Source organism: Pseudomonas sp. IPO3749, from assembly GCF_013386605.1.
In the GTDB taxonomy this organism is placed as follows: Bacteria; Pseudomonadota; Gammaproteobacteria; order Pseudomonadales; family Pseudomonadaceae; genus Aquipseudomonas; species Aquipseudomonas azotoformans_A.
The window spans coordinates 1-20,723 of the sequence record NZ_JACARN010000035.1; the positions used below are offsets into that span (position 1 = coordinate 1).

Sequence of the window (20,723 nt, forward strand, 5' to 3'; positions counted from 1 at the left end):
CCGTAAGGGCGGAACCATAAGCCGCCATCACCCAAACAACGGATATGCCCTCAAAAACCCAGGCTCAACCCCGCCCATTCCCAATCTGCCAAACAAACGGCGGCTCCACCCCATTAACCACCCAATCCCCCACAATCCGCGCCTTATAAATCACCGGATTATGCGACGACACCGTCCGCGCATTCCGCCAATGCCGATCCAGCGCCTTCCCCTGCCGCACATCCGACGCCCCCAGCGCATTAAACAACTCACTGGTCGCCCGCTGAATCAACCCCGACACCACCACCTGCGCCGTAGCCGACTCAATCTCTGCCGCCACATTGGCTAAACGCTCAGCAGCCTCATCCCCCCCAAATCGCGCCACATACGCCCGTTGCGCCGGCAGCGTCGCCCTCAACGCACTCGCCTCAGCGGCATACACCAGCGCCGCCACTTCCCCCACCACCTGGAGAACCTGCGCATCCTGGCTCACATGCGCCGCATTACCATGACTGTAGATACGCTTACGGCTGCGTACCTGATGCGCCACATCGCGCAAGGCCGCACGCCCAATCCCCGCCAAACTGGCGAGCAACACCAACTGATAGAACGCCGTCTGGTATTTAAACCGGCTGGCAAAGTCGATGACGTTTTCCGCATCCACCACCGCGTCGGTAAAGCGCGACGTGCCGCTGCCGGTAGTGCGCTGGCCAAAGCCGTCCCAGTCATCGCTGTGCACCACCCCAGGCTGACGGGCGCGGGTGGCGGCAATCACATCGCCACCGGTGTCGCTGCGCTGGGCATACACGTCGATCCAGTCGGCGAAGATGCTGCCAGTGCTGTAAAACTTCTCTCCGTTGAGCTTCCAGCGGTCGCCGTCAGGGCTGACCTGGGTGACCACATCGCCGATCGCCACGTTGCCAATCTCGGTCCAGGCGCAGCCGACGATATCGCCGTCCACGAACCGCTTGAACCACAGATCCCGGCCAGCGCTGGGCGGCGCGTTCAGGCGGTCTTCGGCAAATGCGAAGTGCCCGCGCAGGGCCTGGGGCACGTTGGAGTCGGCTTCGGCCAGTTCGATCAGCAGTTCGAACAACTGCGGCAGGGAAGCACCGCCGCCGCCATATTCCACCGGCACGCGCACCGCGCCAAAACCGGCTTCCTTGAGCCACTGGATCGGTTCATGGGGCAGGATGCGGGACTGTTCGCGCTCTACGGCACCGTCGGCGATGCGTAGGAAAATCGGACGGAAGCGCGCGGCCAGCGTTGGATAGTCGACGCCAGTGGACAGTGGGTTGATGACGTGTTGTTCGGTCATGGGCAAGGTTCCTGGGCAGTGATCAATCCAAGGGGGATTGCACACTCCGTGCCGGGTATCTGCGCCCGTATTCATGGGCTAAAGCGTTCAGCCACTGTTGCCCTGGCAACAGCTGATCGACAAACCCGCACACTCTGCGACATCAATGCCGGCACGCAGTATTGTGTGCAACGCCCCTGGCCTGGGCGTTTCCCCGGTCTGGCACGCTTGCTGCTCAAGCCCTCGTTACATCCCTTTTGTGCGAGGTAACGCGAGATGAGCCAGCAAGCCGTGAAATTTGCCTACTGGGTGCCCAACGTCAGCGGTGGGTTGGTGGTCAGCAAGATCGAACAACGCACCCACTGGGGCATCGACTACAACCGCAAACTGGCGCAACTGGCGCAACTGGCGGAAGCGGCCGGCTTTGAATACGGCCTCACCCAGATCCGTTTTACTGCCGGCTACGGTGCCGAAAACCAGCATGAGTCCGTGGCATTCAGCCATGCGCTGCTGGCCGCGACCACCACGCTCAAGGTGATCGCCGCGATCCTGCCGGGCCCCTGGCAACCAGCGTTGGCGGCCAAGCAACTGGCGACGATCGACCAACTCACCAACGGCCGTATCGCCGTGAATATCGTCAGCGGTTGGTTTAAGGGCGAGTTCCAGGCCATCGGCGAACACTGGCTGGAGCACGATGAACGTTATCGCCGTTCCGAAGAGTTTATCCGGGCCCTCAAAGGCATCTGGACCCAGGACGATTTCACCTTCAAGGGCGACTTTTACCGCTTCAACAACTACACCCTCAAGCCCAAGCCATTGGGCCAACCGGAGGTGTTCCAGGGCGGCAGTTCGCGGGCCGCGCGGGACATGGCGGCGCGCGTGTCGGACTGGTACTTCACCAATGGCAACACCCCGGAAGGCATCAAGGCCCAGGTCGATGACATCCGCGCGAAAGCGGCGGCGAACAACCATTCGGTCAAAGTCGGCGTCAACGCCTTCGTGATCGCCCGCGACACCGAGGAAGAAGCCCGCGCCGTGCTGGCAGAGATCATCGACAAGGCCGACCCGGAGGCGGTGAACGCCTTTGGTGATGCGGCCAGGCAAGCGGGCAAGGCGTCACCGGAAGGCGAGGGCAACTGGGCCAAATCCAGTTTTGAAGACTTGGTGCAGTACAACGATGGCTTCAAGACCAACCTGATCGGTACGCCCCAGCAGATTGCCGAGCGCATCGTTGCGCTCAAGGCGGTGGGGGTGGATCTGCTGCTGGCGGGCTTCCTGCACTTCCAGGAGGAAGTCGAGTACTTCGGCAAACGTGTGTTGCCGCTGGTGCGCGAGCTGGAAGCCAAAGCGGCGATCAAGCAGGTGGCGTGAGCAGGGTTTTTTCCAGACGTATTGCCGCCGTCTGGTCTTCGTAATAGGCATCGATAAAGGCAAAGCGCCGATAACCGTTGCGCTCATAGAGGCTGAGAGCGCCGGGGTTGTCGGTGCGCACTTCCAGGCATAGGCGATTGCAACCCTGTGCCACGGCGCTAGCTTCAACGCGGCTCAGCAACTGTCTACCCAGCCCCATGCCACGCGCAGGCTCGGCAATGGCGATGGAATACAGACGCGCCAACGAGGTGCCACGGCGAAACAGCACCAGCGCGTAACCGAGCAATTGCCCGGCATTTTCCGCCACCAGCAACTCGCCGTGGGCGCGGCTGATCATCCACTGGAAACTGCGCCGTGACAGCCTGTCGGTGGTGAAGCAGTGCTGTTCCAAGGCCAGTAATTCAGGCATATCCAAGAGTGTTGCAACGCGAAAGCAAAGAGCCATATGACCGCCGTAAAAGTTGCGTAACGAAACGGGACTTCTCTAAAAGATCGTGCTTAATAGAAAAGGTCGAGTTCTCTAAAGCGGATCAAATATTATGTCGGCGGTACAAGGTCATTGGCGTGAAGTATCCGAGCAAACCCTCGCGGCGACAATAACCAATAAAGGTTATTTTTCCGCCCCCCCAAAAGGCAACAGTCAAGTCGTGATCATTGTCGAGCGCAAGGAAGATTGGGCCTCTTACTTCCCCAGCGAAGACATCGTCACTGCCCAGGAATACCTGGAGCAGACCCGCGAAAATGAGACCGGCAAGCGCGTACAGGTGATCAACCTGTGCCGCAGCTACAAGTACCTGGGACACGGTTATTACTGCTCGCTGCTGGCCGAAGCCCGTGGGCATAAGGTGATTCCGTCGGTGCGCACCATCAGCGAACTGACGAAGAAGTCGTTGTACGGCCTGGCCCTGGACGACCTGGATAAAACCCTCGATAAAGCCTTGAGTCATCACCTTTACAGCAATACCGAAGGATTTACCCTGACACTTTATTTTGGCCGGACCAATATAGAGCCGTTACAGGATTTGGCCCGTCAGTTGTTTGAGGCCTTTCCGTGTCCGATCCTGTTAGTGGAGTTCAAGAAGAATAACGGTTGGCATATCGAAGGCGTTAAATCCGGCGTATTGCACAAGTTACGCGATGATCAAGAGGATCAATTCGCCCACGCCCTGGATAACTTCAGCCGCAAGATCTGGCGCCAGCCGCGCTCACGTCGCCTGGCCCGTTATGACCTGGCCATCTTGCACGACCCCCAGGAACAGCTGCCGCCATCCAATGCCAAGGCCCTGGAGAATTTCATCCGCGTCGGCAAGGGCCTGGGCATCGATGTGGAGTTGATCGAACGCAAGGATTATTCACGCCTGGCTGAATACGACGCCTTGCTGATCCGCGAGACCACCAGCGTCGACAACCACACCTACCGTTTCGCCAAGAAAGCCGAAAGCGAGGGCCTGGTGGTGATGGACGACCCGGCGTCGATCCTGCGCTGCACCAACAAGGTCTACCTCACCGACCTGCTCAACAGTCACCAACTGGGCATGCCCGCCACCGAAATCCTCTACAAGGAGCGACCGGAAGACTTCGAACGGGTCGGTGAGCGTCTGGGGTTCCCGCTGGTGCTGAAGATCCCCGACGGCTGTTTTTCCCGTGGCGTAATCAAGGTCGAAAGCCAGGAAGCCTTGCTCAAGGCCACCGCCGAGTTGTTCGAGCATTCGGTGCTGTTGCTGGCCCAGGAGTTTTTCTACACCGAGTACGACTGGCGCATCGGCGTGCTCAACCGCAAGCCGATCTTTGCCTGCCAGTACTTTATGTCCAAAGGGCATTGGCAGATCTACAACCACAAGGCCATCGGCCAGGCCATCAACGGTGAATGCCGCACCCTGGCGGTCCACGAGGCGCCCAAGGCGGTGGTGGAACTGGCCGTGAAGACCGCCAACCTGATCGGCGATGGTCTCTACGGCGTCGACCTCAAGCAGTCCGGCGACAAGGTGGTGGTGATCGAAGTCAACGACAACCCCAACCTGGACGCGGGTATCGAAGATGCCTACTTGCAGGACGATTTGTACGGTTTGGTGCTGGAGGAGTTCGTGAGGCGCCTGGAGTTGAAGCGTCAGGGCCAGGTCTGGTGACCCGGCGATGATCCAGCGTTTCGAACTGATCGATGGCAAGCTGCACAGCGGGGAGCGTGACGATGCCCCAATCCAGTTGTTCAACAACCCTGACCTGGCCGAGCGCGAGTGGCTGCGCGACCACCATAAGCTGGACGAACACGCCCTGGCCTCTGCGCTGGACCCCGACGAAGTCTCGCGCATCGAGTTTCACCCGGACAATCTGTTCCTGATCTGGAAACGCCCGGAGAACTACTCCGGTGGCGGCAACCTGGTGTTCGAGGTGTCGTCCTGCGGCCTGCTGTTTTCACCGGGCCGCCTGCTGGTGATCGCCACCGACGAAACCCCGCTGACCGGCCTCGGCAAACGCCGCCCGCTGCACACGCCGCTGGATGTGTTGCTCGACTTGCTGCTTAACAACATCCATCACTACCTGGGCCATCTCAAGGTGATCAAGCTGGTCGCACGGGAATTGCAGCAGCAGTTCAATGCGTCCATGAGCAACCACCACCTGATGCAGATGTTCAGCCTCAGCGAAAGCCTGATCTATTACATCAACGCGCTGCACAGCAACGGCGCGGTGCTGTCGCGGTTGCGCAACCATGCGGAGAAGGAGCATTTCGGCGCAGAGATTTTGGCGCTGATCGACGACCTGATCATCGAGAACCACCAGTGCTACAAACAGGCGGAGATCTATTCCAACGTGTTTTCCGGGCTGATCGACGCCCGCGGCAACCTGATGAACAACAGCATGAACAACCTGTTGCGCAAGCTCACCTTGATCAACGTGGTGTTCCTGCCGCTCAACCTGATTGCGAGCATCGGCGGCATGTCGGAGTTCAGCATGATGACGGCGGGGACGCCGTGGTGGGTGTCTTACCCATTGTTTCTGGCGGCGATGGGGCTCGGGGCTGCTTTGATGGTCGTGGGGCTGAAGCGGATAGCGGGCGGCGCCAATGTCGTCTAAACCCTGTAGGAAGGTTGTAGGGTCAGCACTTCAAACCCATCCGCCGTCACCGCCACGGTATGTTCCCACTGTGCCGACAGGCTGCTGTCCTTGGTCACCACCGTCCAGCCATCCTTCAGGCTGCGCACTTTCGAGCTGCCCTGGTTGAGCATCGGCTCCACGGTAAACACCATGCCTTCGCGCAGTTCCAAGCCGGTGCCGGGGCGGCCGAAGTGCAGGATTTGCGGCTCTTCATGCATCTGCCGGCCGATACCGTGGCCGCAATACTCGCGGACCACGCTGTAGCCGTTGGCTTGCGCGTGGCTCTGGATAGCGTGGCCGATATCGCCCAGGCGCGCGCCGGGCTTGACCTGGCGGATGCCGGCCCACATCGCTTCGAAGGTTTTCTCGACCAGGCGCTGGGCCTTGGGCGCGACGCTGCCGATCATGTACATCTTGCTGGAGTCGGCAATAAAGCCACCTTTTTCCAGGGTGATGTCGATGTTGATGATGTCGCCGTCCTTGAGGATGTCCTTGGCGCTGGGCATGCCGTGGCACACCACCTCGTTGATCGAGGTGTTGATGGAGAAAGGGTAGTCATACTGGCCCAGGCTGGCGGGGCGGGCCTTGAGGTCGTTGCGGATGAAGGCTTCGACGGCGGCGTCCAGCTCCAGGGTGGAGCGGCCGGCGGCGACAAAGCCGTCGAGCAGGGTGAACACCTGGGCCAGCAGGCGCCCGGCTTCACGCATCACGGCCAGTTGGGCGGCAGTCTTGATCATCAACTGCGCCCTCGGATCAGATCGGGCTTGTCCAGCAACAGCTTGTTGATCAGCTCGTTGTAGGGCAGGTGGGGGTTGAGCTCGGCGAGCAGGCCGATCTTGATCCAGAATTCGGCCTGGGCATTGATGGAACGGTCCATCGCAGCGCTGGCCAGGCGCAGTTGTTCGTGCAGTTGGTCGGTGATCTTGACGATGCCCATGGGGTTCACTGTGCAGGTTTGATATACAAAGCGTATACGTTTCGTATGCTTGGAGTAAACCTTTTGTTGACGAGTCCCGTCGCGGCCGGTTAATTTCGTGACATGACCTTTCAAGCCTTTCGCAGCCAGCCAAGCATTATTACCGCCATTCCTCATTTGGCGGGATAGCGCACGGCTGTACCCAAACCCGCCCTAGAGGCGGGTTTTGTTTTTCCGTCTCCCGGGCCCCGAACAAGAAGCCAGGAGATACCCATGAGCACCTGTACCCCTACCGCTGACACAGGCTTGCTTGAGCACTATGTAAAGAAGATCCTCGCCGCGCCGGTCTACGACTTGGCAGTGCGCACGCCGTTGCAGGCGGCACCGGCGTTGTCGGCATTGTTGGGCAATCAGCTGCTGCTCAAGCGCGAAGATCTGCAACCGACGTTCTCGTTCAAGATCCGTGGTGCCTACAACAAATTGGTGCACTTGAGTGACGAGCAAAAGGCGCGCGGCGTGGTCACGGCATCGGCCGGCAACCATGCCCAGGGTGTGGCGCTGGCAGCCAGGGAATTGGGGATCCAGGCGCGGATCGTCATGCCCAGCACCACGCCAGAGTTGAAGGTGCTCGGCGTACGCTCCCGCGGTGCTGAAGCGGTCCTGCACGGCGAGAGCTTCCCTTTTGCCTTGGCCCACGCGCTGCAACTGGCCGAAACCTCAGGTTGCACCTTTGTCTCGCCCTTCGACGATCCGGAGGTGATCGCCGGACAAGGCACCGTGGCCATGGAAATCCTGCGCCAGCAACAAGGGTCCCTGGACGCGATCTTCGTGCCGGTGGGTGGGGGTGGCCTTGTCGCCGGGATCGCCGCCTACGTCAAATACCTGCGACCCGAGGTGCGCATCATTGGCGTCGAGCCTGAGGGCTCCAGTTGTCTGCTGGCGGCGCTGCGGGCGGGTGAACGCGTGGTGCTGCCCAGCGTCGACGGGTTTGCCGACGGCACGGCGGTGGCGCAAGTCGGCGCCTACGGGTTTGAAATCTGCCGGGACTGGGTGGATGACGTCATCACTGTCAGCAACGATGAACTGTGCAGCGCGATCAAGCTGATCTACGACGATACCCGTTCTATCACCGAGCCTTCCGGAGCCTTGGCGGTGGCAGGAGTGCGCAAGTATGTCGCCCGCCATCGACTGCGCGGGAAGACCCTGGTGGCAATCAATTCCGGGGCGAACATCAACTTCGATAGTTTGCGACATGTTGCTGAAAGGGTGGCTGCGCAAGGCGCCGTTGCCGTCGAGGCCTACAGTTAAACGTTTAATCGCAGCGGTTCGACGACGATTTAAACACGGCCGATTTACATATATAACCTGGCGCGCGGCTTATGAGGAAAAGTTACAACGAGGGCTGATTTTGCCGAGTAGGCTTGGGTGTTGTAAGCGTCTTCCAGGGTCGGCAAGACGCGACGAGCGAGCGCTCGTCGGACACATAAAAATCTGTTGGCAGTCTCAAGAAAGGAGAGGTTGACCATGCTTTCGGAATTAGAACTTCGCAGCATTATTGAAGGAAGTTTCCTGCCCAAACGGTGCGAATGCACCAAAGCCGAAGATGCTTCGCTGACGATCAAGGTCTACGACGACCGCGACCGTGACCGGGTGGATTTGGAAGTCAAAGGGATCAACGCGGACAAACTCGACAGCAGTCGAGCCATTTGCAACCTGATCACCGGGTTGCGTGAAGACCTCAAGCACAGCCATGCACCCGCCCTGCAAAGAGTGGGAGGGCGCGGCTACTACTAGGTAGATGCCTGGGGTTGGATGACCGAAGACCTGTGGGCCTGGATAAACGCCAGGCCCAATACGGTTTCCGTTGCCACTGCCAGCAGGATGCCGGGTCCGGCATTGCCGTTTATCCACTCACTGAACCCCAGTACCGCCAGCACCCAACAGCCAATGGTAAAACCGCAGGTCATGGCGCGTCGTGTGTCGCAAGGTGGTGCGTGGCGTGCGCGGTAGAACATCACGCCGATAGCCAGAAACAGTACGGCGTTACGCCGAGCCACCAGGCCAGTGGCATTTGAATATTCCACGCTCCACAGCCATAGCATCCATTCGGGGCGCAGGCCCCATGTCAGCGCCAGGGCAAAACAGAGCACGGCGGTAAAGAGGGCGAGCGTATGAAAGCGCAGCGGCATGGCGAATCCTTTCGGCACGGTTAACAGGTGCAAAAGGATACCGCGTGCACACGCGTTACGCCGCCCTTAATCAACATCATGTTCAGTTCTGGAACAAACAGGCCTCGGATAACTTCTTGTAGCTCACGTGCTGCACTTCACCGGCCTTGTCCAAAAACTTGATTTCGGCCTTGATGACCTTGCATTCACGGGTATCCGGTTCGGTCATGGCAATCACTTTCTGGATGTCCATGGGCATGCCGTACCGATAGGGCACAGCTTTGGATTCAGCCTGGGCCATGGCCGATACAGTGGTGAGGGCGAGGGTGCAGCCGAGCAGGAATACGTTGCGCATTTTCATGAGGTTTCTCCGTCAGTGGTCCGGTTCATCAGCGTGATGAGTCGGCGGCCGCACCTTCAGCCGATGGCCATCGAGGTGCGGTCGGAGCCACTGTTGTCTCCCAACCTTAACCATTGATTAAATTGGGGTTTTTGAGAAAAGTCCTACATGTTTTCGGATTGAATTCCCGCTGTATCGTCTGACGGCTTACGGCTCAGTTCTGGAAGTCGCAGGCCTCCGACATTTTCCGATAGCTTACGTCCTCAACCTTGCCCGCCTTATCCAGGAACTTGATATCCGCCTTGATGACCTTGCATTCATCGGTGGGTGTTTCGTTCATGGCCAGGACCTTGTCGATGTTCATTGGCATGCCGTACTGGTAAGGCACCGGTTTGACAGCGGCGCCTGGATCATCGGCCTGGGCCAGGCCGGATACTGCGGCCAGCGCCAGGGCGCTGCCGAGTAGTAATGTGCGCAGTTTCATGAGGGTTCTCCGCAACAAGTGAGTACAACCTCACTCTCGACTTGCGCGATTAACCATCGATTAATGTTTGCGTGGCTGACAAAACCTTCATGTTTACCAGCTCATGCGAACCCCGGCATTGCCGCTGACACCCTCCATCGCGTTGCCGTCCAGGTGGGTGTTGTAGTCTGCCGCGAGGTAGACGCTCACCGAAGACGACAGCCGCGCAACCACGCCGACTCCCACATCCGCCGTAGACGCTTTGTGATCGCTCTTGATGCGGTCCACATCATCGTAAGTCACCGTGTCGCTGCCACCGAACGTGCGCCAGGCATTGGCGCGCAGGTAAGGTTCGACAGGGGTGTTATTCACCAGGTAGCGCCCTTTGAGGCGGGCACCGAGGCGGCCGGTCCAGTAATCCTGGGAGTCGAACGATACCCTGGAAATACCGTCGTTCTGAGTGTCCAGGTCGATAGTCTGGCGGATGACCTGGGCCTGGGGTTCCACCACCCAATGCTCGGAAACGGCAATCGGGTAGCCGGCTTCGGCGGACAGCGCCAGCGCATGGCCCTTGGTGTCCATCTTTATGCCGCGCTCGGACTTGTTGTCGCCGTCCAGGCGCGTGCCCATCGCAACCAGCTCCACATACCAACCGGTCGGATCGGTGAGCGTCCAGTAGGCGCCGAAGTGATCGCCATCAAGTTTGACCCGTCCGGAACGATTGTTCTGCCAGCCCATCGAGAAACCTTTCACATCCCCGCTCAGGCGACTCTGGCCGATAAACAGCCCGAAGCGCTGGGTCTGCCCACCGCTGGTGTCGGATGCATACAGGTCATGACCCACCTGAAAGCCCCTGACCGTACCGTCGAAGCTCGGCGCCACGGTGCCCGACCAGTGCTTGTTGAAGTCGCTGCCATAGGCACGCCCCCAACCTGCCGGCACCGCACCGGTCTCGGTCAGCAGGCTTTGCTCGCCCTGGCGATCATGAAAGGTGCCCAGCGCTTGCAGGGTCATCAACTGGGCGGCGGGCACCACCACCGAATACACCGGCACTTCCAAGCGGTACAGCGGGATGGGCTCGGCACCGGCAATGGCGGTCGGCAGCGCCGGGTTGCTCGCGGCGGATTCCGGCGAGTTGCCTGCCGCCACCTGGCTGGGCGGCGGGGCGGGAGGCTCGACCGGCGCGACGGGTTGCGAAGTGGGTGGTTCCACGGGCGGCTCATCGGGGTCGACCACCGGCGGTGTCGCTGGAATGGGCGGTACGGGCACTACCACCGGTGGTGTCGGTGGCACCGTTGGCACCGCTGGCGGTTGCACGGCAACCACCGACGAGCGCAGGTACCAGTTGTTTTCGGTACCGGCCGTCACGCCGCCCTTGAACAGCAAATATTCATAGGCCCCGGCCGAGACCGAGCGCTTCAACGAGAAGGCATCGGTGCTGCTCACTGCGCCGTTGAGCGCCTGCACCACCTCAATCCCGTTGTTGCGGGTAAAGCCCCCGACGCCGCCAAGATTGCTCACGGCCAATTGGGTATGGCCACTCAGCGTGCCACCGGACACCACCAACTTGTCCGTCGCGGAGTTTTCATCGCCCAGCACGGTTTGCAGCCATAGCTGGCCGTTATTGCCCACGTAATTGCCATGCACCGTCAGTACGTCGTTGGCGGTGGCGCTGCCGGTGGTCATGTCGATCTTGCCGGCGTTGTTCAGGGTCGCCAGTTGGCCGGCGAGATAGGGCCGCACGCTGCCTTGGGTCACCGCCAGCGTACTGCTGCCGTCAATGTTCAAGGTGCCGGTAGTGCTTGCGCTGTCACCCAGGAAAAAATCTCCTGCCAGGTCCAAGCGCGAATTGTTGGTGAGATTGACCGTTTCCCAGCCGATATAGCGGGACGCCGTGCTGGACGTGGTGCCGTCGAAGGTCAGTTGATCGTTGTTCAGGCCGCCGTCGATAGAGGGCGTGGCCGCCAGCAGGCTTTCGCTGAGGCCGCGCAGCAGCGCGGTATCGTCGCCATCGCCCATCAGCACCGCCGATTTGATCTGGCCAGCATTGAGCCAGTTGAACCTGTCATTGCCGACGCTGGCGCGGATCTCGCCCTCGATCACGCCGCCACTGACCGTGATGCTATCGTCGCCGCCGCTGGTGCTGATATTGCCGCCGACGCTGCCGCCGGAGATGATGATCGTATCGGTACCGAAGGCGGTGACCAGATTATCGAGGATCGCGCCTCCAGACATGTCGTAGATGTTGTTGTCCAGCTTCATGTCAACGCGGCCGATGGTGCCGCCGGTTTGCTGCGCTACATCGCCGTCCTCGAACGCGTTGACGATGATGCCGCCCGTCATCAGGAAGGTGTCACGGCCGTCGCCCTGGGCCAGGGACTGGATTTGCCCGCCGGTCATGATGAAGTCATCGATACCGGCGCCTTGCTGGACAGCGCCGGTGATCAGGCCGGAATCGATCCGCACGGCATCCGTTCCCGGACCGAAGACGACGTTGCCGTTGATGGTGCCGCTGCCACCTGCTGGCAGGGTCAGGCTGTTATTGCCCAGGAGATCGGTCAGGCCGGCACTGGTGCCGCTGTCGCAAATAAATGTGTCGTTGCCCGGGCCGGGAGTGAGTACGCAAGCGGCGTAGGAGTGTTGTGGTGTGGTGTACTGCAGTGAGAGGAGGCCGACAGCTAAAACGGCGCGGGTTGAAAAACCGTTGCTCTTTTGCATGGGTCTGTCCTGCATCTATTGTAATTACTGCTCCTGTTGGGGTTTAGCACAGTTTTCCTACATGGCAATGTTTATATAAACGCGCGCAGGCCACGGAATACGTGGCCTGCGTGGTGGCACATTGGTCATGTTGCTGCCGGGTTCAGCTCACCTGATGGCGGTAAGGCAGGTCCGGACCGGTCTTGGTGCAGGTCAATGCAGCGGCGCGAACGGCAAAGCCCAGCATGCCATCGACCTGTGCCCGCGTGAGCTGTTGCAGGCCCTCTACCGAGTCGAGCCGCTGCTCGGTCAACCAAGCAATCAGCGCGGCCTGGAACGTATCACCCGCTCCCACGGTATCGGCCATTACCACCTTGATTGCCGGTGTGGACCAGTGGCCATGTTGACGGCTGAACACACTGGCGCCATCGCCGCCACGGGTGAGGAACACCAATTGGCAACGGTGTTGCAGCCAGCCCTGTAGCACGCTTTCTGGCGACTGCTCGGGATAGAGCAGGTGCAGGTCTTCGTCACTGACCTTGATCAGGTCGGCATGCTTGACCAGTTCCGCCACACGGTCGCGCCACAGTTGGATATCCGGCTGCGGGTTGAGCCGCACGTTGGGGTCGAGGCTGATCAGGCGCTTGCCGCTTTCACGCTTGACCAGGCTCAGCAGGGTGTCGCCGATGGGTTGCACCACCAGGGAGAACGAGCCGATGTGCAGGCCACGGATATCATCGCTCAGCTCGGGCAGGTGAGCGACCTCCAGCAGTCGGTCGGCGCAGCCTTCACCCCGGAAGTTGTACTGCGGTGAGCCATTGGCGCCCACGGCGACCATCGACAAAGTGGTCGGCGCGGCGAATTCCACCAGAAACTGTTCGCTGACGCCTTCACCCTTGAGTACCTGCAACAAGCGGCGGCCGAGGAAGTCGGTGGACAGCCCACCGAACAAGCCCGCCTCGACACCCAGGCGGCGCAAGCCTACGGCAACGTTGAACGGCGAACCGCCGGCAATCGCCTTGTAATTGACCTTGGACGCCTGCCCGCTGGCATCTTCCTCGCTGAAAAAATCAAACAGCGCTTCACCACACACCAGATACATAGTCGTTCGCTCTTAAAGGGTTGCCACAAGTTGCTGATAGCGCTCGTAGGCGTGTTGATACGCGCTGACGCTGGCCGCCACCGGCAGCGTGCGGCTGGCCGGGTCGACGCTCACACATTTGTCGCACAGGCTGGCCAGCGACTCGCCGGACTGGCTCCACGCCACCTGGATCGCCGCGCCCAGGGCGGCGGCTTCACTTTGTTCGGTGCAGACCACTTCGGTGTTCATGATATCGGCGACCATCTGCCGCCAGACCGGGCTTTTCGAGCCGCCGCCGATCAAGCGGATGCTCTGGCTTTGCAGGCCGGTCTGGCGCAGCAGGTCGAGGCCGTAGCGCAGGCCGAAGGTGGTGCCTTCGACCACCGCGCGGCACAGGTTGGCGCGGGTCAGGTTGGTCATGGTCAGGCCGTGCAGGCTGCCGGTGGCGTGGGGCAGGGCGGGCACACGTTCGCCGTTGAGGAACGGCAGCATGCTCACGCCGTCCGCGCCAATCGGCGCTTGTTCGACCAGGGCGTTGAATGAGGCCAGGTCGAGGTCGAACAACTCGCGGATCACCCCGGTGGCGTTGGTCAGGTTCATGGTGCAGATCAACGGCAACCAGCCACCGCTGGACGAGCAAAACGTCGCGACCGACGCCTGTGGGCTCACATTGGGCTGCTCGGCAAACGCGTACACAGTGCCCGACGAGCCCAGGCTCATGGTGATCACGCCAGGAGCAATGTTGCCGGTGCCGATGGCGCCCATCATGTTGTCGCCGCCACCGCTGGAGACGATGGCGTTGGGGTTGATACCCAGCCGTTCGGCAATCGCCGGAAGAACGGTGCCGACGCTCTGATCGGCCTCAATCAGCTGCGGAAGGGCCTTTTCAAGACGACCGCTCGGCTCGATGTGCCTGAGCAGCGCCACATCCCACTCACGGCTGCGCACGTTGAAGTACCCGGTGCCCGACGCATCGCCGTATTCCGCGACGGCGCGGCCGGTGAGCCAGTAGTTGAGGTAGTCGTGGGGCAGCAGGATATGCGCGATGCGCGCAAAGATGTCCGGGTGCTGTTCGCGGGTCCACAGCAGCTTGGACACGGTGTAGCCCGGTGCAATGGCCACGCCGAGGCGTTCCAGGGAGCCGCTTTCGCCACCCAGGTGCTGCAAGAGGCGGTCGTTCTCGGGCGTGGTCTCGGTGTCGCACCACAGTTTGGCCGGGCGCAGTACCTGGCCCTGGTCATCCAGCAGCACCAAACCATGTTGCTGGCCGGACACGCCGATGCCGAGGATATCCTGGCCGTCCACGCCGGCCTGTTGCAGGGCGCGGTGGGTGGCTTCGGTAAAGGCGTCCAGCCACTCCTGAGTGTGCTGCTCGCGGCGGCCATTGGCGCCGCTGATCAAAGTGTGTGCCGCTGCGCCCAAGCCCAGCACCTTGCCGCTGGTGGCGTCGAGGACGATGGCCTTGGTGCCTTGGGTGCCGCAGTCGATGCCGAGAAACAGGTTTTGCTGGGTCATGGGGAGGGCCTTCAATGGATGTTGGCGAGTAACCGTTCCAGGGTCCTGCTGACACCCACTTCCTGCAGGCTCCTGTAGCACCGCTCGAACGCTGCCACAAACTCAGGCGAATTGGGAATAGCCTTGCCAAAAATCTCTTCCACCCCCAGCAAACGTTGGCTGATCAACGCATCATCACTCACCAGCCCCTGGCAAAATGCTGCACGCGGATCCGGGATGGTGTAGCTCACCCCATTCTCGTCCACGCCCTTCAAATATAACGCCCACGCCGCAACGACCAACGCCGCGCGCTCAGTCTCGCGCCCATCGGCAATCAGGCGGTTGATGGTCGGCACGGTGAACTTGGGAAACTTCGACGAGCCATCCGAGCAAACGCGCTCCAACTGGTCGGCAATCGCCTGGTTGGAGAAGCGGTCCACCAGCGTCTGCTTGTAGTCCGTCAGGTCGATGCCTGGCACCGGCGCCAGGTTTGGCGTGACGTCCAGGTCCATGTAGGCGCGCATGTAGGCGACAAACACCGGGTCGTTCATGGTCTCGTGCACAAACCGATAACCCTTGAGAAACCCCAGGTAGGTCAGCGCCAGGTGGCTGCCGTTGAGCAGGCCGATCTTCATTTCTTCATAGGGCGTGACGTCATCGGTGAACTGCACACCGACCTGTTCCCAGGCCGGGCGACCGTTGACGAACTTGTCCTCCAGCACCCACTGCACAAAGGGTTCGCACACCACTGGCCAGGCATCGTCGATGCCGTGGTCATCATGCAACTGCAGGCGATGCGCGGTGCTGGTCATCGGTGTGATGCGGTCGACCATCGCATTCGGAAAGCTCACATTGGCCTTGATCCAATCGTGCAGCTCGGCGTTGTGCAACGCGGCAAACGCCAACAGGGCTTTACGCGTCACGGCGCCGTTGTGCGGCAGGTTATCGCAGGACATCACGGTAAATGCCGGGGTGCCGGCGGCGCGGCGTTGGGTCAGGGCGGCGCAGATAAAGCCAAACACGGTCTTGGGTGCGCTCGGGTGCGCCAGATCATGCTGGATCTGCGGCAGGTGGGCCATGAACTCGCCGTTGCTGTCGTCGATGCAGTAGCCGCCTTCGGTGATGGTCAGCGAGACGATACGGATCGCCGGGTCGGCCAGTTTGTCGATCAGCGCCTGGGCGCCGTCTTCGGCCAGCAGCATGTCACTGATCGAGCCGATCACGCGCACTTCGGTGTCGTCGGTATCGCCCAGCTCATACAGGGTGAACAGGTAGTCCTGGCCGGCCAGGTCGTCGCGGGCCTTGCGGTCTTCGGCACGCAGGCCGACACCGCAGATGCTCCAGTCCAGGCCAACGCCGGTGTTCATCAACGCGTCGGTGTAATAGGCCTGATGCGCGCGATGGAAACCGCCGACGCCGATATGGGCGATGCCTTGCGTGGTGCTGGCAATCGCGTAGGCGGGCAGTTTCACGTGCGGCGCCAACTGGGTGAGGTTCTGTTTATTCAGTTTCATCAGCAAAGTCTCGCGAAATCAGGCGGCAGCGCGCAGTGGGCGGGCCACGGCAACACCGTCGGTGTCGAACAGATGGCAGTGCGCCGGGTCCAGGTGCAGGTGCAGCGTCTCGCCGTACTGGCTGGCCATGTCGCCACGGATCCGCATGGTCAGCGGCTCGCCGTTGGCGGTGTTGACGTGGCAGAAGGTGTCGCTGCCCAGGCGCTCGCCGACGTCGGCGGTGACGGTGAGAGTGGTTTGGCCGGGCGCGGCGATTTCCAGGTGCTCCGGACGAATGCCCAGGGTCACCGCGCTGCCCACGCTCAAGGTGGCACCGCTCAGTGGCAGGGTGATCAGCGTGCCTGCATCCAACTGCACTTCGCAGCTTTGACTTTCAACACGGGTGACGTTGCCCTTGAGGAAACCCATCTTCGGCGTGCCGAGGAAACCCGCCACGAACAGGTTGGCCGGCTGGTGGTACAGCTCCAGCGGCGAGCCGACTTGCTCGATACGGCCGCTGTTCAGCACCACGACCTTGTCGGCCAGGGTCATCGCCTCAACCTGGTCGTGGGTCACGTAGATCATGGTCGCTTGCAGCTCTTTATGCAGGCGCGCCAGTTCCAGGCGCATCTGCACGCGCAGGGCGGCGTCGAGGTTGGACAGCGGTTCGTCGAACAGGAAGATCTTCGGGTTACGCACAATCGCGCGGCCGATAGCCACACGCTGGCGCTGGCCGCCGGACAGCTGCTTGGGCTTGCGCTCCAGCAACGGGCCCAGCTCCAGGATGCGCGCCGCTTCGCTGACCTTGCTCTCCACCAGCTTCTTGTCGACACCGGCCAGGTCCAGGGCGAACGACATGTTCTTGCGCACGCTCATGTGCGGGTACAGCGCGTAGGTCTGGAACACCATCGCCAGGTCACGCTTGGCCGGGGTCACTTCGGTGATGTCGCGACCGTCCAGTTCGATAGTGCCTTCGCTGACTTCTTCCAGGCCGGCGATCAGGCGCAGCAGGGTGGATTTACCGCAGCCCGACGGGCCGACGAACACCACGAACTCCTTGTCGTTCACTTCCAGGTCAATGCCCTTGATGATGGAAAAGCCTTCGAAGCCTTTTTGCAGATTCTTGATTTTCAGGTTGGCCATGATGGGCCTCCGCTAGGAATTATTATTTGACGGCGCCGAAGGACAACCCGCGCACCAGCTGTTTCTGGCTGATCCAGCCAAAGATCAGGATCGGCGCGCAGGCCAGGGTCGACACGGCGGACAATTTGGCCCAGAACAAGCCTTCGGGGCTGGAGTAGGAGGCGATCAACGCGGTCAACGGCGCAGCGGCGGACGAGGTCAGGTTCAGCGACCAGAACGCCTCGTTCCAGCACAGGATCAGCGACAGCAACACGGTGGAGGCCAGGCCGCCCTTGGCAATCGGCAGCAGCACGCGGACCATTTCCTGCCAGAGGGTGGCGCCATCCAGGCGGGCGGCTTCGAGGATGTCCTTGGGGATGTCCTTGAAGTAGGTGTAAACCATCCACACCACAATCGGCAGGTTGATCAAGGTGTAGATGATGATCAGCGCAATGCGCGTATCCAGCAGGCCCATGCTCTTGGCCAGCAGGTAGATCGGCATCAGCACGCCCACCGGCGGCAGCATCTTGGTGGACAGCATCCACAGCAGCGTGCCTTTGGTGCGTTGGGTTTCGTAGAAGGCCATGGAGTAGGCGGCCGGCACCGATATCAGTAGGCACAGCGCCGTTGCGCTGAAGGAAATCAGCACCGAGTTCCACGCATAGCTGAAGTAATTGCTGCGCTCGTTGATGTGCAGGTAGTTCTCCAGCGTCGGCGTGAAGATGAACTGCGGCGGCGTGGCGAACGCATCGATTTCGGTCTTGAAGCTGGTCAGCACCATCCAGAAGATCGGGAAGAAGATCAGGATCGCGATGGCCCAGGCCAACGTGCCGAGCAACAGGCTTTGCAGGCGGCGGGATTGTTGAAGCGTCATGGCGCGGCCCTCAAGGCTTGTCAGTCAGGTTTTTGCCGATCATCCGCACCAGGATGATCGCCGCGATATTGGCGATGACCACGGCAATCAAGCCGCCGGCCGAGGCCATGCCCACATCGAACTGCACCAGCGCCTGGTTGTAGATCAGGTAGGCGAGGTTGGTCGAGGCGTAGCCGGGGCCACCGTTGGTGGTGGTGAAGATCTCGGCGAACACCGAGAGCAAAAAGATCGTCTCGATCATCACCACCACGGCAATCGGGCGGGCCAGGTGCGGCAGGGTCAGGTGCCAGAAAATCGCGATGGCGCCGGCACCGTCCAGGCGTGCGGCTTCCTTTTGTTCCTGGTCGAGGGACTGCATGGCGGTCATCAGCAGCAGGATCGCGAACGGCAGCCACTGCCACGACACGATGATGATGATCGACAGCAACGGGTAGTGCGCCAGCCAGTCCACAGGTTCTGCGCCGAAGAACTTCCACACGGCGGCCAGGATTCCTGACACCGGATGGAAAATCAGGTTCTTCCAGATCAGCGCACCGACGGTGGGCATGATGAAGAACGGCGAAATCAGCAACACCCGCACCAGGCCGCGGCCGAAGAACTCACTGGCTTCCAGCAGGGCGCTGATCAGCACACCGAACACCACGCTGATCAGCAGCACACTGCCCACCAGCAACAAGGTATTGGTGGCGCCGGGCAGGAAGCCCGAATCGGTGATGAAATACGTGAAGTTTTCCAGCCCGACGAATTGGTTTTCGCCGGGGTAGAGCAAGTTGTAGCGGATCAGCGAAAAGTACAGGGTCATGCCCAGCGGCACGATCATCCACAGCAGCAGCAAGGCTACCGAGGGGCTGACAAGGAACCAGCCGGGGTTGGCCAGGCGGTTTTTGGCGGGTGTATTCATGGTATTCAGGGCCAATACAGAGCAAGAATCGGAGTGCGGTTAAATGTGGGAGCGAGCAAGCCCGCTCCCACATTTACAGTGGAAGGCTCACCTTATTTGGGATACCCGGCCCGCTTCATTTCCCGCTCGGTGGTGGTCTGCGCGGCAGTCAGTGCGGCATCCACCGTCTGCTGGCCGGTCAACGCACCCGAGAAGAACTTGCCGACCTGGGTCCCGATCGCCTGGAACTCAGGAATGGTCACCAACTGGATACCGACATACGGCACCGGCTTGAGCGTCGGCTTGGTCGGGTCCGCGACTTTCAGCGACTCCAGGGTCACCTTGGCAAACGGCGCGGCCTTCATGTACTCGTCGCTGTAGGTCGACTTGCGCGTGCCTGGCGGCACGTTGGCAATGCCATCGGTCTTGGCGACCAATGCGCCGTATTCCTTGGAAGTCGCCCAGCTGGTGAACACCTTGGCAGCATCCTTGGCCTTGGAGCTGGTCGGGATCGCCAGGCTCCAGGAGTACAGCCACGAAGTACCCTTATCGGTCTTCTCGTGCGGGGCAAAGGTAAAGCCGACATGGTCAGCCACTTTGCTCTGGGTCTTGTCGGTGACGAACGAGCCGGCCACGCTGGCGTCGACCCAGATCGCGCACTTGCCGCTGTTGAACAGCGCCAGGTTTTCGTTGAAACCGTTGCTGGAAGCACCCGGCGGGCCGGATTTCTTCATGTTGTCGACGTAGAAGTTCAGCGCGTCTTTCCATTCTGGACCGTTGAATTCCGGCTGCCACTTCTCATCGAACCAGCGCGCACCGTAGCCGTTGGCCAAGGTGGTGATCAGCGCCATGTTTTCGCCCCAACCGGCTTTGCCGCGCAGGCACAGGCCGTATTGTTCTTTGGTCTTGTCGGTGAGTTTGCTGGCGAATTCGCCGATCTGGGTCCAGGTCGGATGCTCGGGCATGGTCAGGCCGGCGTCCTTGAACAGGTCGGTACGGTAATAGGTGATCGAGCTTTCGGCGTAGAACGGCAGGGCGTACAGCGAGCCCTTGACGGACAAACCGTCACGCACCGAAGGGAATACATCATCGAGGTCGTAGGACGCCGGCAGGTCCTTCATCGGCTCCAGCCAGCCCTTGGCACCCCACAGTGCAGCTTCGTACATGCCGATGGTCAACACGTCGAACTGCCCACCCTGGGTGGCGATATCGGTGGTCAGGCGTTGGCGGAGGACGTTTTCTTCGAGCACCACCCAGTTCAGCTTGATCTCCGGATGCTCGGCCTCGAAGGTTTTCGAGAGCTTTTGCATGCGGATCATGTCGCTGTTATTGACGGTGGCAATGGTCAGGGTTTGCGCGCCAAGGCTGACGGCGCTGAGGGTCATGCAAGAAAAGGCAATTAGTGCTTTTGCTGTGAACTTCATCGCGCACTCCATCTCCGCGCCCAGGGGCTAC

Annotated in this window: 18 protein-coding genes and 2 pseudogenes; 5 read left to right on the forward strand and 15 right to left on the reverse strand. The window is 60.8% G+C overall.

The annotated features are described in order from the left end of the window. Positions 1–64: 64 nt before the first annotated feature. A complete protein-coding gene (locus tag HX812_RS14495; protein ID WP_038850221.1) occupies positions 65–1,297 on the reverse strand; it encodes an acyl-CoA dehydrogenase family protein in 1,233 nt (410 codons plus the stop codon). A 255-nt stretch (positions 1,298–1,552) separates the two neighbouring features. Between HX812_RS14495 and sfnG the strand changes: the two genes are divergently transcribed. Further along, positions 1,553–2,647 carry a dimethylsulfone monooxygenase SfnG gene (sfnG, locus tag HX812_RS14500; protein WP_038850220.1) on the forward strand — a complete coding sequence of 365 codons (1,095 nt, stop codon included), beginning with the start codon at positions 1,553–1,555 and terminating at the stop codon, positions 2,645–2,647. Here the strand turns inward: sfnG and HX812_RS14505 are convergent. Beyond that, a pseudogene (locus tag HX812_RS14505) lies at positions 2,646–3,092 on the reverse strand (GNAT family N-acetyltransferase); the annotation flags it as partial. The gene sfnG and the pseudogene HX812_RS14505 overlap by 2 nt on opposite strands. 94 nt (positions 3,093–3,186) lie before the next feature. Between HX812_RS14505 and HX812_RS14510 the strand changes: the two are divergent. After that, complete coding sequence (locus HX812_RS14510) at positions 3,187–4,773, forward strand: RimK family protein (RefSeq protein WP_038850217.1); 1,587 nt, start codon at positions 3,187–3,189, stop codon at positions 4,771–4,773. Positions 4,774–4,780: 7 nt separating this feature from the next. Then, positions 4,781–5,719: a magnesium transporter CorA family protein gene (locus tag HX812_RS14515; RefSeq protein WP_038850216.1), complete on the forward strand. Its 939-nt coding sequence runs from the start codon at positions 4,781–4,783 to the stop codon at positions 5,717–5,719. Here the strand turns inward: HX812_RS14515 and map are convergent. Together map and HX812_RS14525 are read right to left on the reverse strand one after the other, a co-directional pair. Beyond that, entirely contained in the window at positions 5,716–6,477 is a 762-nt protein-coding gene (gene map, locus HX812_RS14520; protein ID WP_038850215.1) for a type I methionyl aminopeptidase, read from the reverse strand. The genes HX812_RS14515 and map overlap by 4 nt on opposite strands. Further along, on the reverse strand, positions 6,477–6,677 hold the full coding sequence (locus HX812_RS14525) for a ParD-like family protein (protein WP_003190946.1): 201 nt from the start codon (positions 6,675–6,677) through the stop codon (positions 6,477–6,479). The genes map and HX812_RS14525 overlap by 1 nt, the downstream gene beginning before the upstream one ends. A 252-nt stretch (positions 6,678–6,929) precedes the next feature. On the opposite strand from HX812_RS14525, the pseudogene ilvA reads away from it, so the two are divergent. After that, positions 6,930–7,922: pseudogene (gene ilvA / locus HX812_RS14530) on the forward strand (threonine ammonia-lyase, biosynthetic); the annotation flags it as partial. Positions 7,923–8,180: 258 nt separating this feature from the next. Further along, the gene (locus HX812_RS14535; RefSeq protein ID WP_033901501.1) at positions 8,181–8,450 is read left to right on the forward strand and encodes a DUF1652 domain-containing protein; all 270 of its coding nucleotides are present in this window, start codon (positions 8,181–8,183) and stop codon (positions 8,448–8,450) included. On the opposite strand, the gene HX812_RS14540 is transcribed toward HX812_RS14535, so the two are convergent. The 11 genes from HX812_RS14540 to HX812_RS14590 form a co-directional block, all read right to left on the reverse strand. Beyond that, positions 8,447–8,845, reverse strand: coding sequence for a hypothetical protein (locus HX812_RS14540; RefSeq protein WP_038850213.1), 399 nt, complete (start codon positions 8,843–8,845; stop codon positions 8,447–8,449). The two genes, HX812_RS14535 and HX812_RS14540, sit on opposite strands and share 4 nt — an antisense overlap. An 82-nt stretch (positions 8,846–8,927) precedes the next feature. After that, a complete protein-coding gene (locus HX812_RS14545) occupies positions 8,928–9,185 on the reverse strand; it encodes a DUF2790 domain-containing protein (RefSeq protein WP_033901499.1) in 258 nt (85 codons plus the stop codon). A 193-nt stretch (positions 9,186–9,378) separates the two neighbouring features. After that, the gene (locus HX812_RS14550) at positions 9,379–9,648 is read right to left on the reverse strand and encodes a DUF2790 domain-containing protein (RefSeq protein WP_038850212.1); all 270 of its coding nucleotides are present in this window, start codon (positions 9,646–9,648) and stop codon (positions 9,379–9,381) included. Positions 9,649–9,741: 93 nt separating this feature from the next. After that, on the reverse strand, positions 9,742–12,345 hold the full coding sequence (locus HX812_RS14555; RefSeq protein WP_038850210.1) for an autotransporter outer membrane beta-barrel domain-containing protein: 2,604 nt from the start codon (positions 12,343–12,345) through the stop codon (positions 9,742–9,744). A gap of 142 nt (positions 12,346–12,487) precedes the next feature. Next, positions 12,488–13,426, reverse strand: a complete 939-nt coding sequence (locus tag HX812_RS14560) for a carbohydrate kinase (RefSeq protein WP_038850207.1) — start codon at positions 13,424–13,426, stop codon at positions 12,488–12,490. 12 nt (positions 13,427–13,438) lie between these two features. Next, positions 13,439–14,920 carry a xylulokinase gene (gene xylB, locus HX812_RS14565; protein WP_038850205.1) on the reverse strand — a complete coding sequence of 494 codons (1,482 nt, stop codon included), beginning with the start codon at positions 14,918–14,920 and terminating at the stop codon, positions 13,439–13,441. 11 nt (positions 14,921–14,931) lie between these two features. Continuing rightward, the gene (locus HX812_RS14570) at positions 14,932–16,413 is read right to left on the reverse strand and encodes a mannitol dehydrogenase family protein (protein ID WP_038850204.1); all 1,482 of its coding nucleotides are present in this window, start codon (positions 16,411–16,413) and stop codon (positions 14,932–14,934) included. Positions 16,414–16,431: 18 nt separating this feature from the next. Next, complete coding sequence (locus HX812_RS14575) at positions 16,432–17,535, reverse strand: ABC transporter ATP-binding protein (protein WP_038850202.1); 1,104 nt, start codon at positions 17,533–17,535, stop codon at positions 16,432–16,434. Positions 17,536–17,557: 22 nt separating this feature from the next. Beyond that, the gene (locus HX812_RS14580; protein WP_038850200.1) at positions 17,558–18,388 is read right to left on the reverse strand and encodes a carbohydrate ABC transporter permease; all 831 of its coding nucleotides are present in this window, start codon (positions 18,386–18,388) and stop codon (positions 17,558–17,560) included. A gap of 10 nt (positions 18,389–18,398) precedes the next feature. Continuing rightward, complete coding sequence (locus HX812_RS14585; protein ID WP_032864136.1) at positions 18,399–19,289, reverse strand: carbohydrate ABC transporter permease; 891 nt, start codon at positions 19,287–19,289, stop codon at positions 18,399–18,401. Positions 19,290–19,381: 92 nt separating this feature from the next. Further along, complete coding sequence (locus tag HX812_RS14590) at positions 19,382–20,653, reverse strand: sugar ABC transporter substrate-binding protein (protein WP_371317970.1); 1,272 nt, start codon at positions 20,651–20,653, stop codon at positions 19,382–19,384. Between the last annotated feature and the right edge of the window lie 70 nt (positions 20,654–20,723).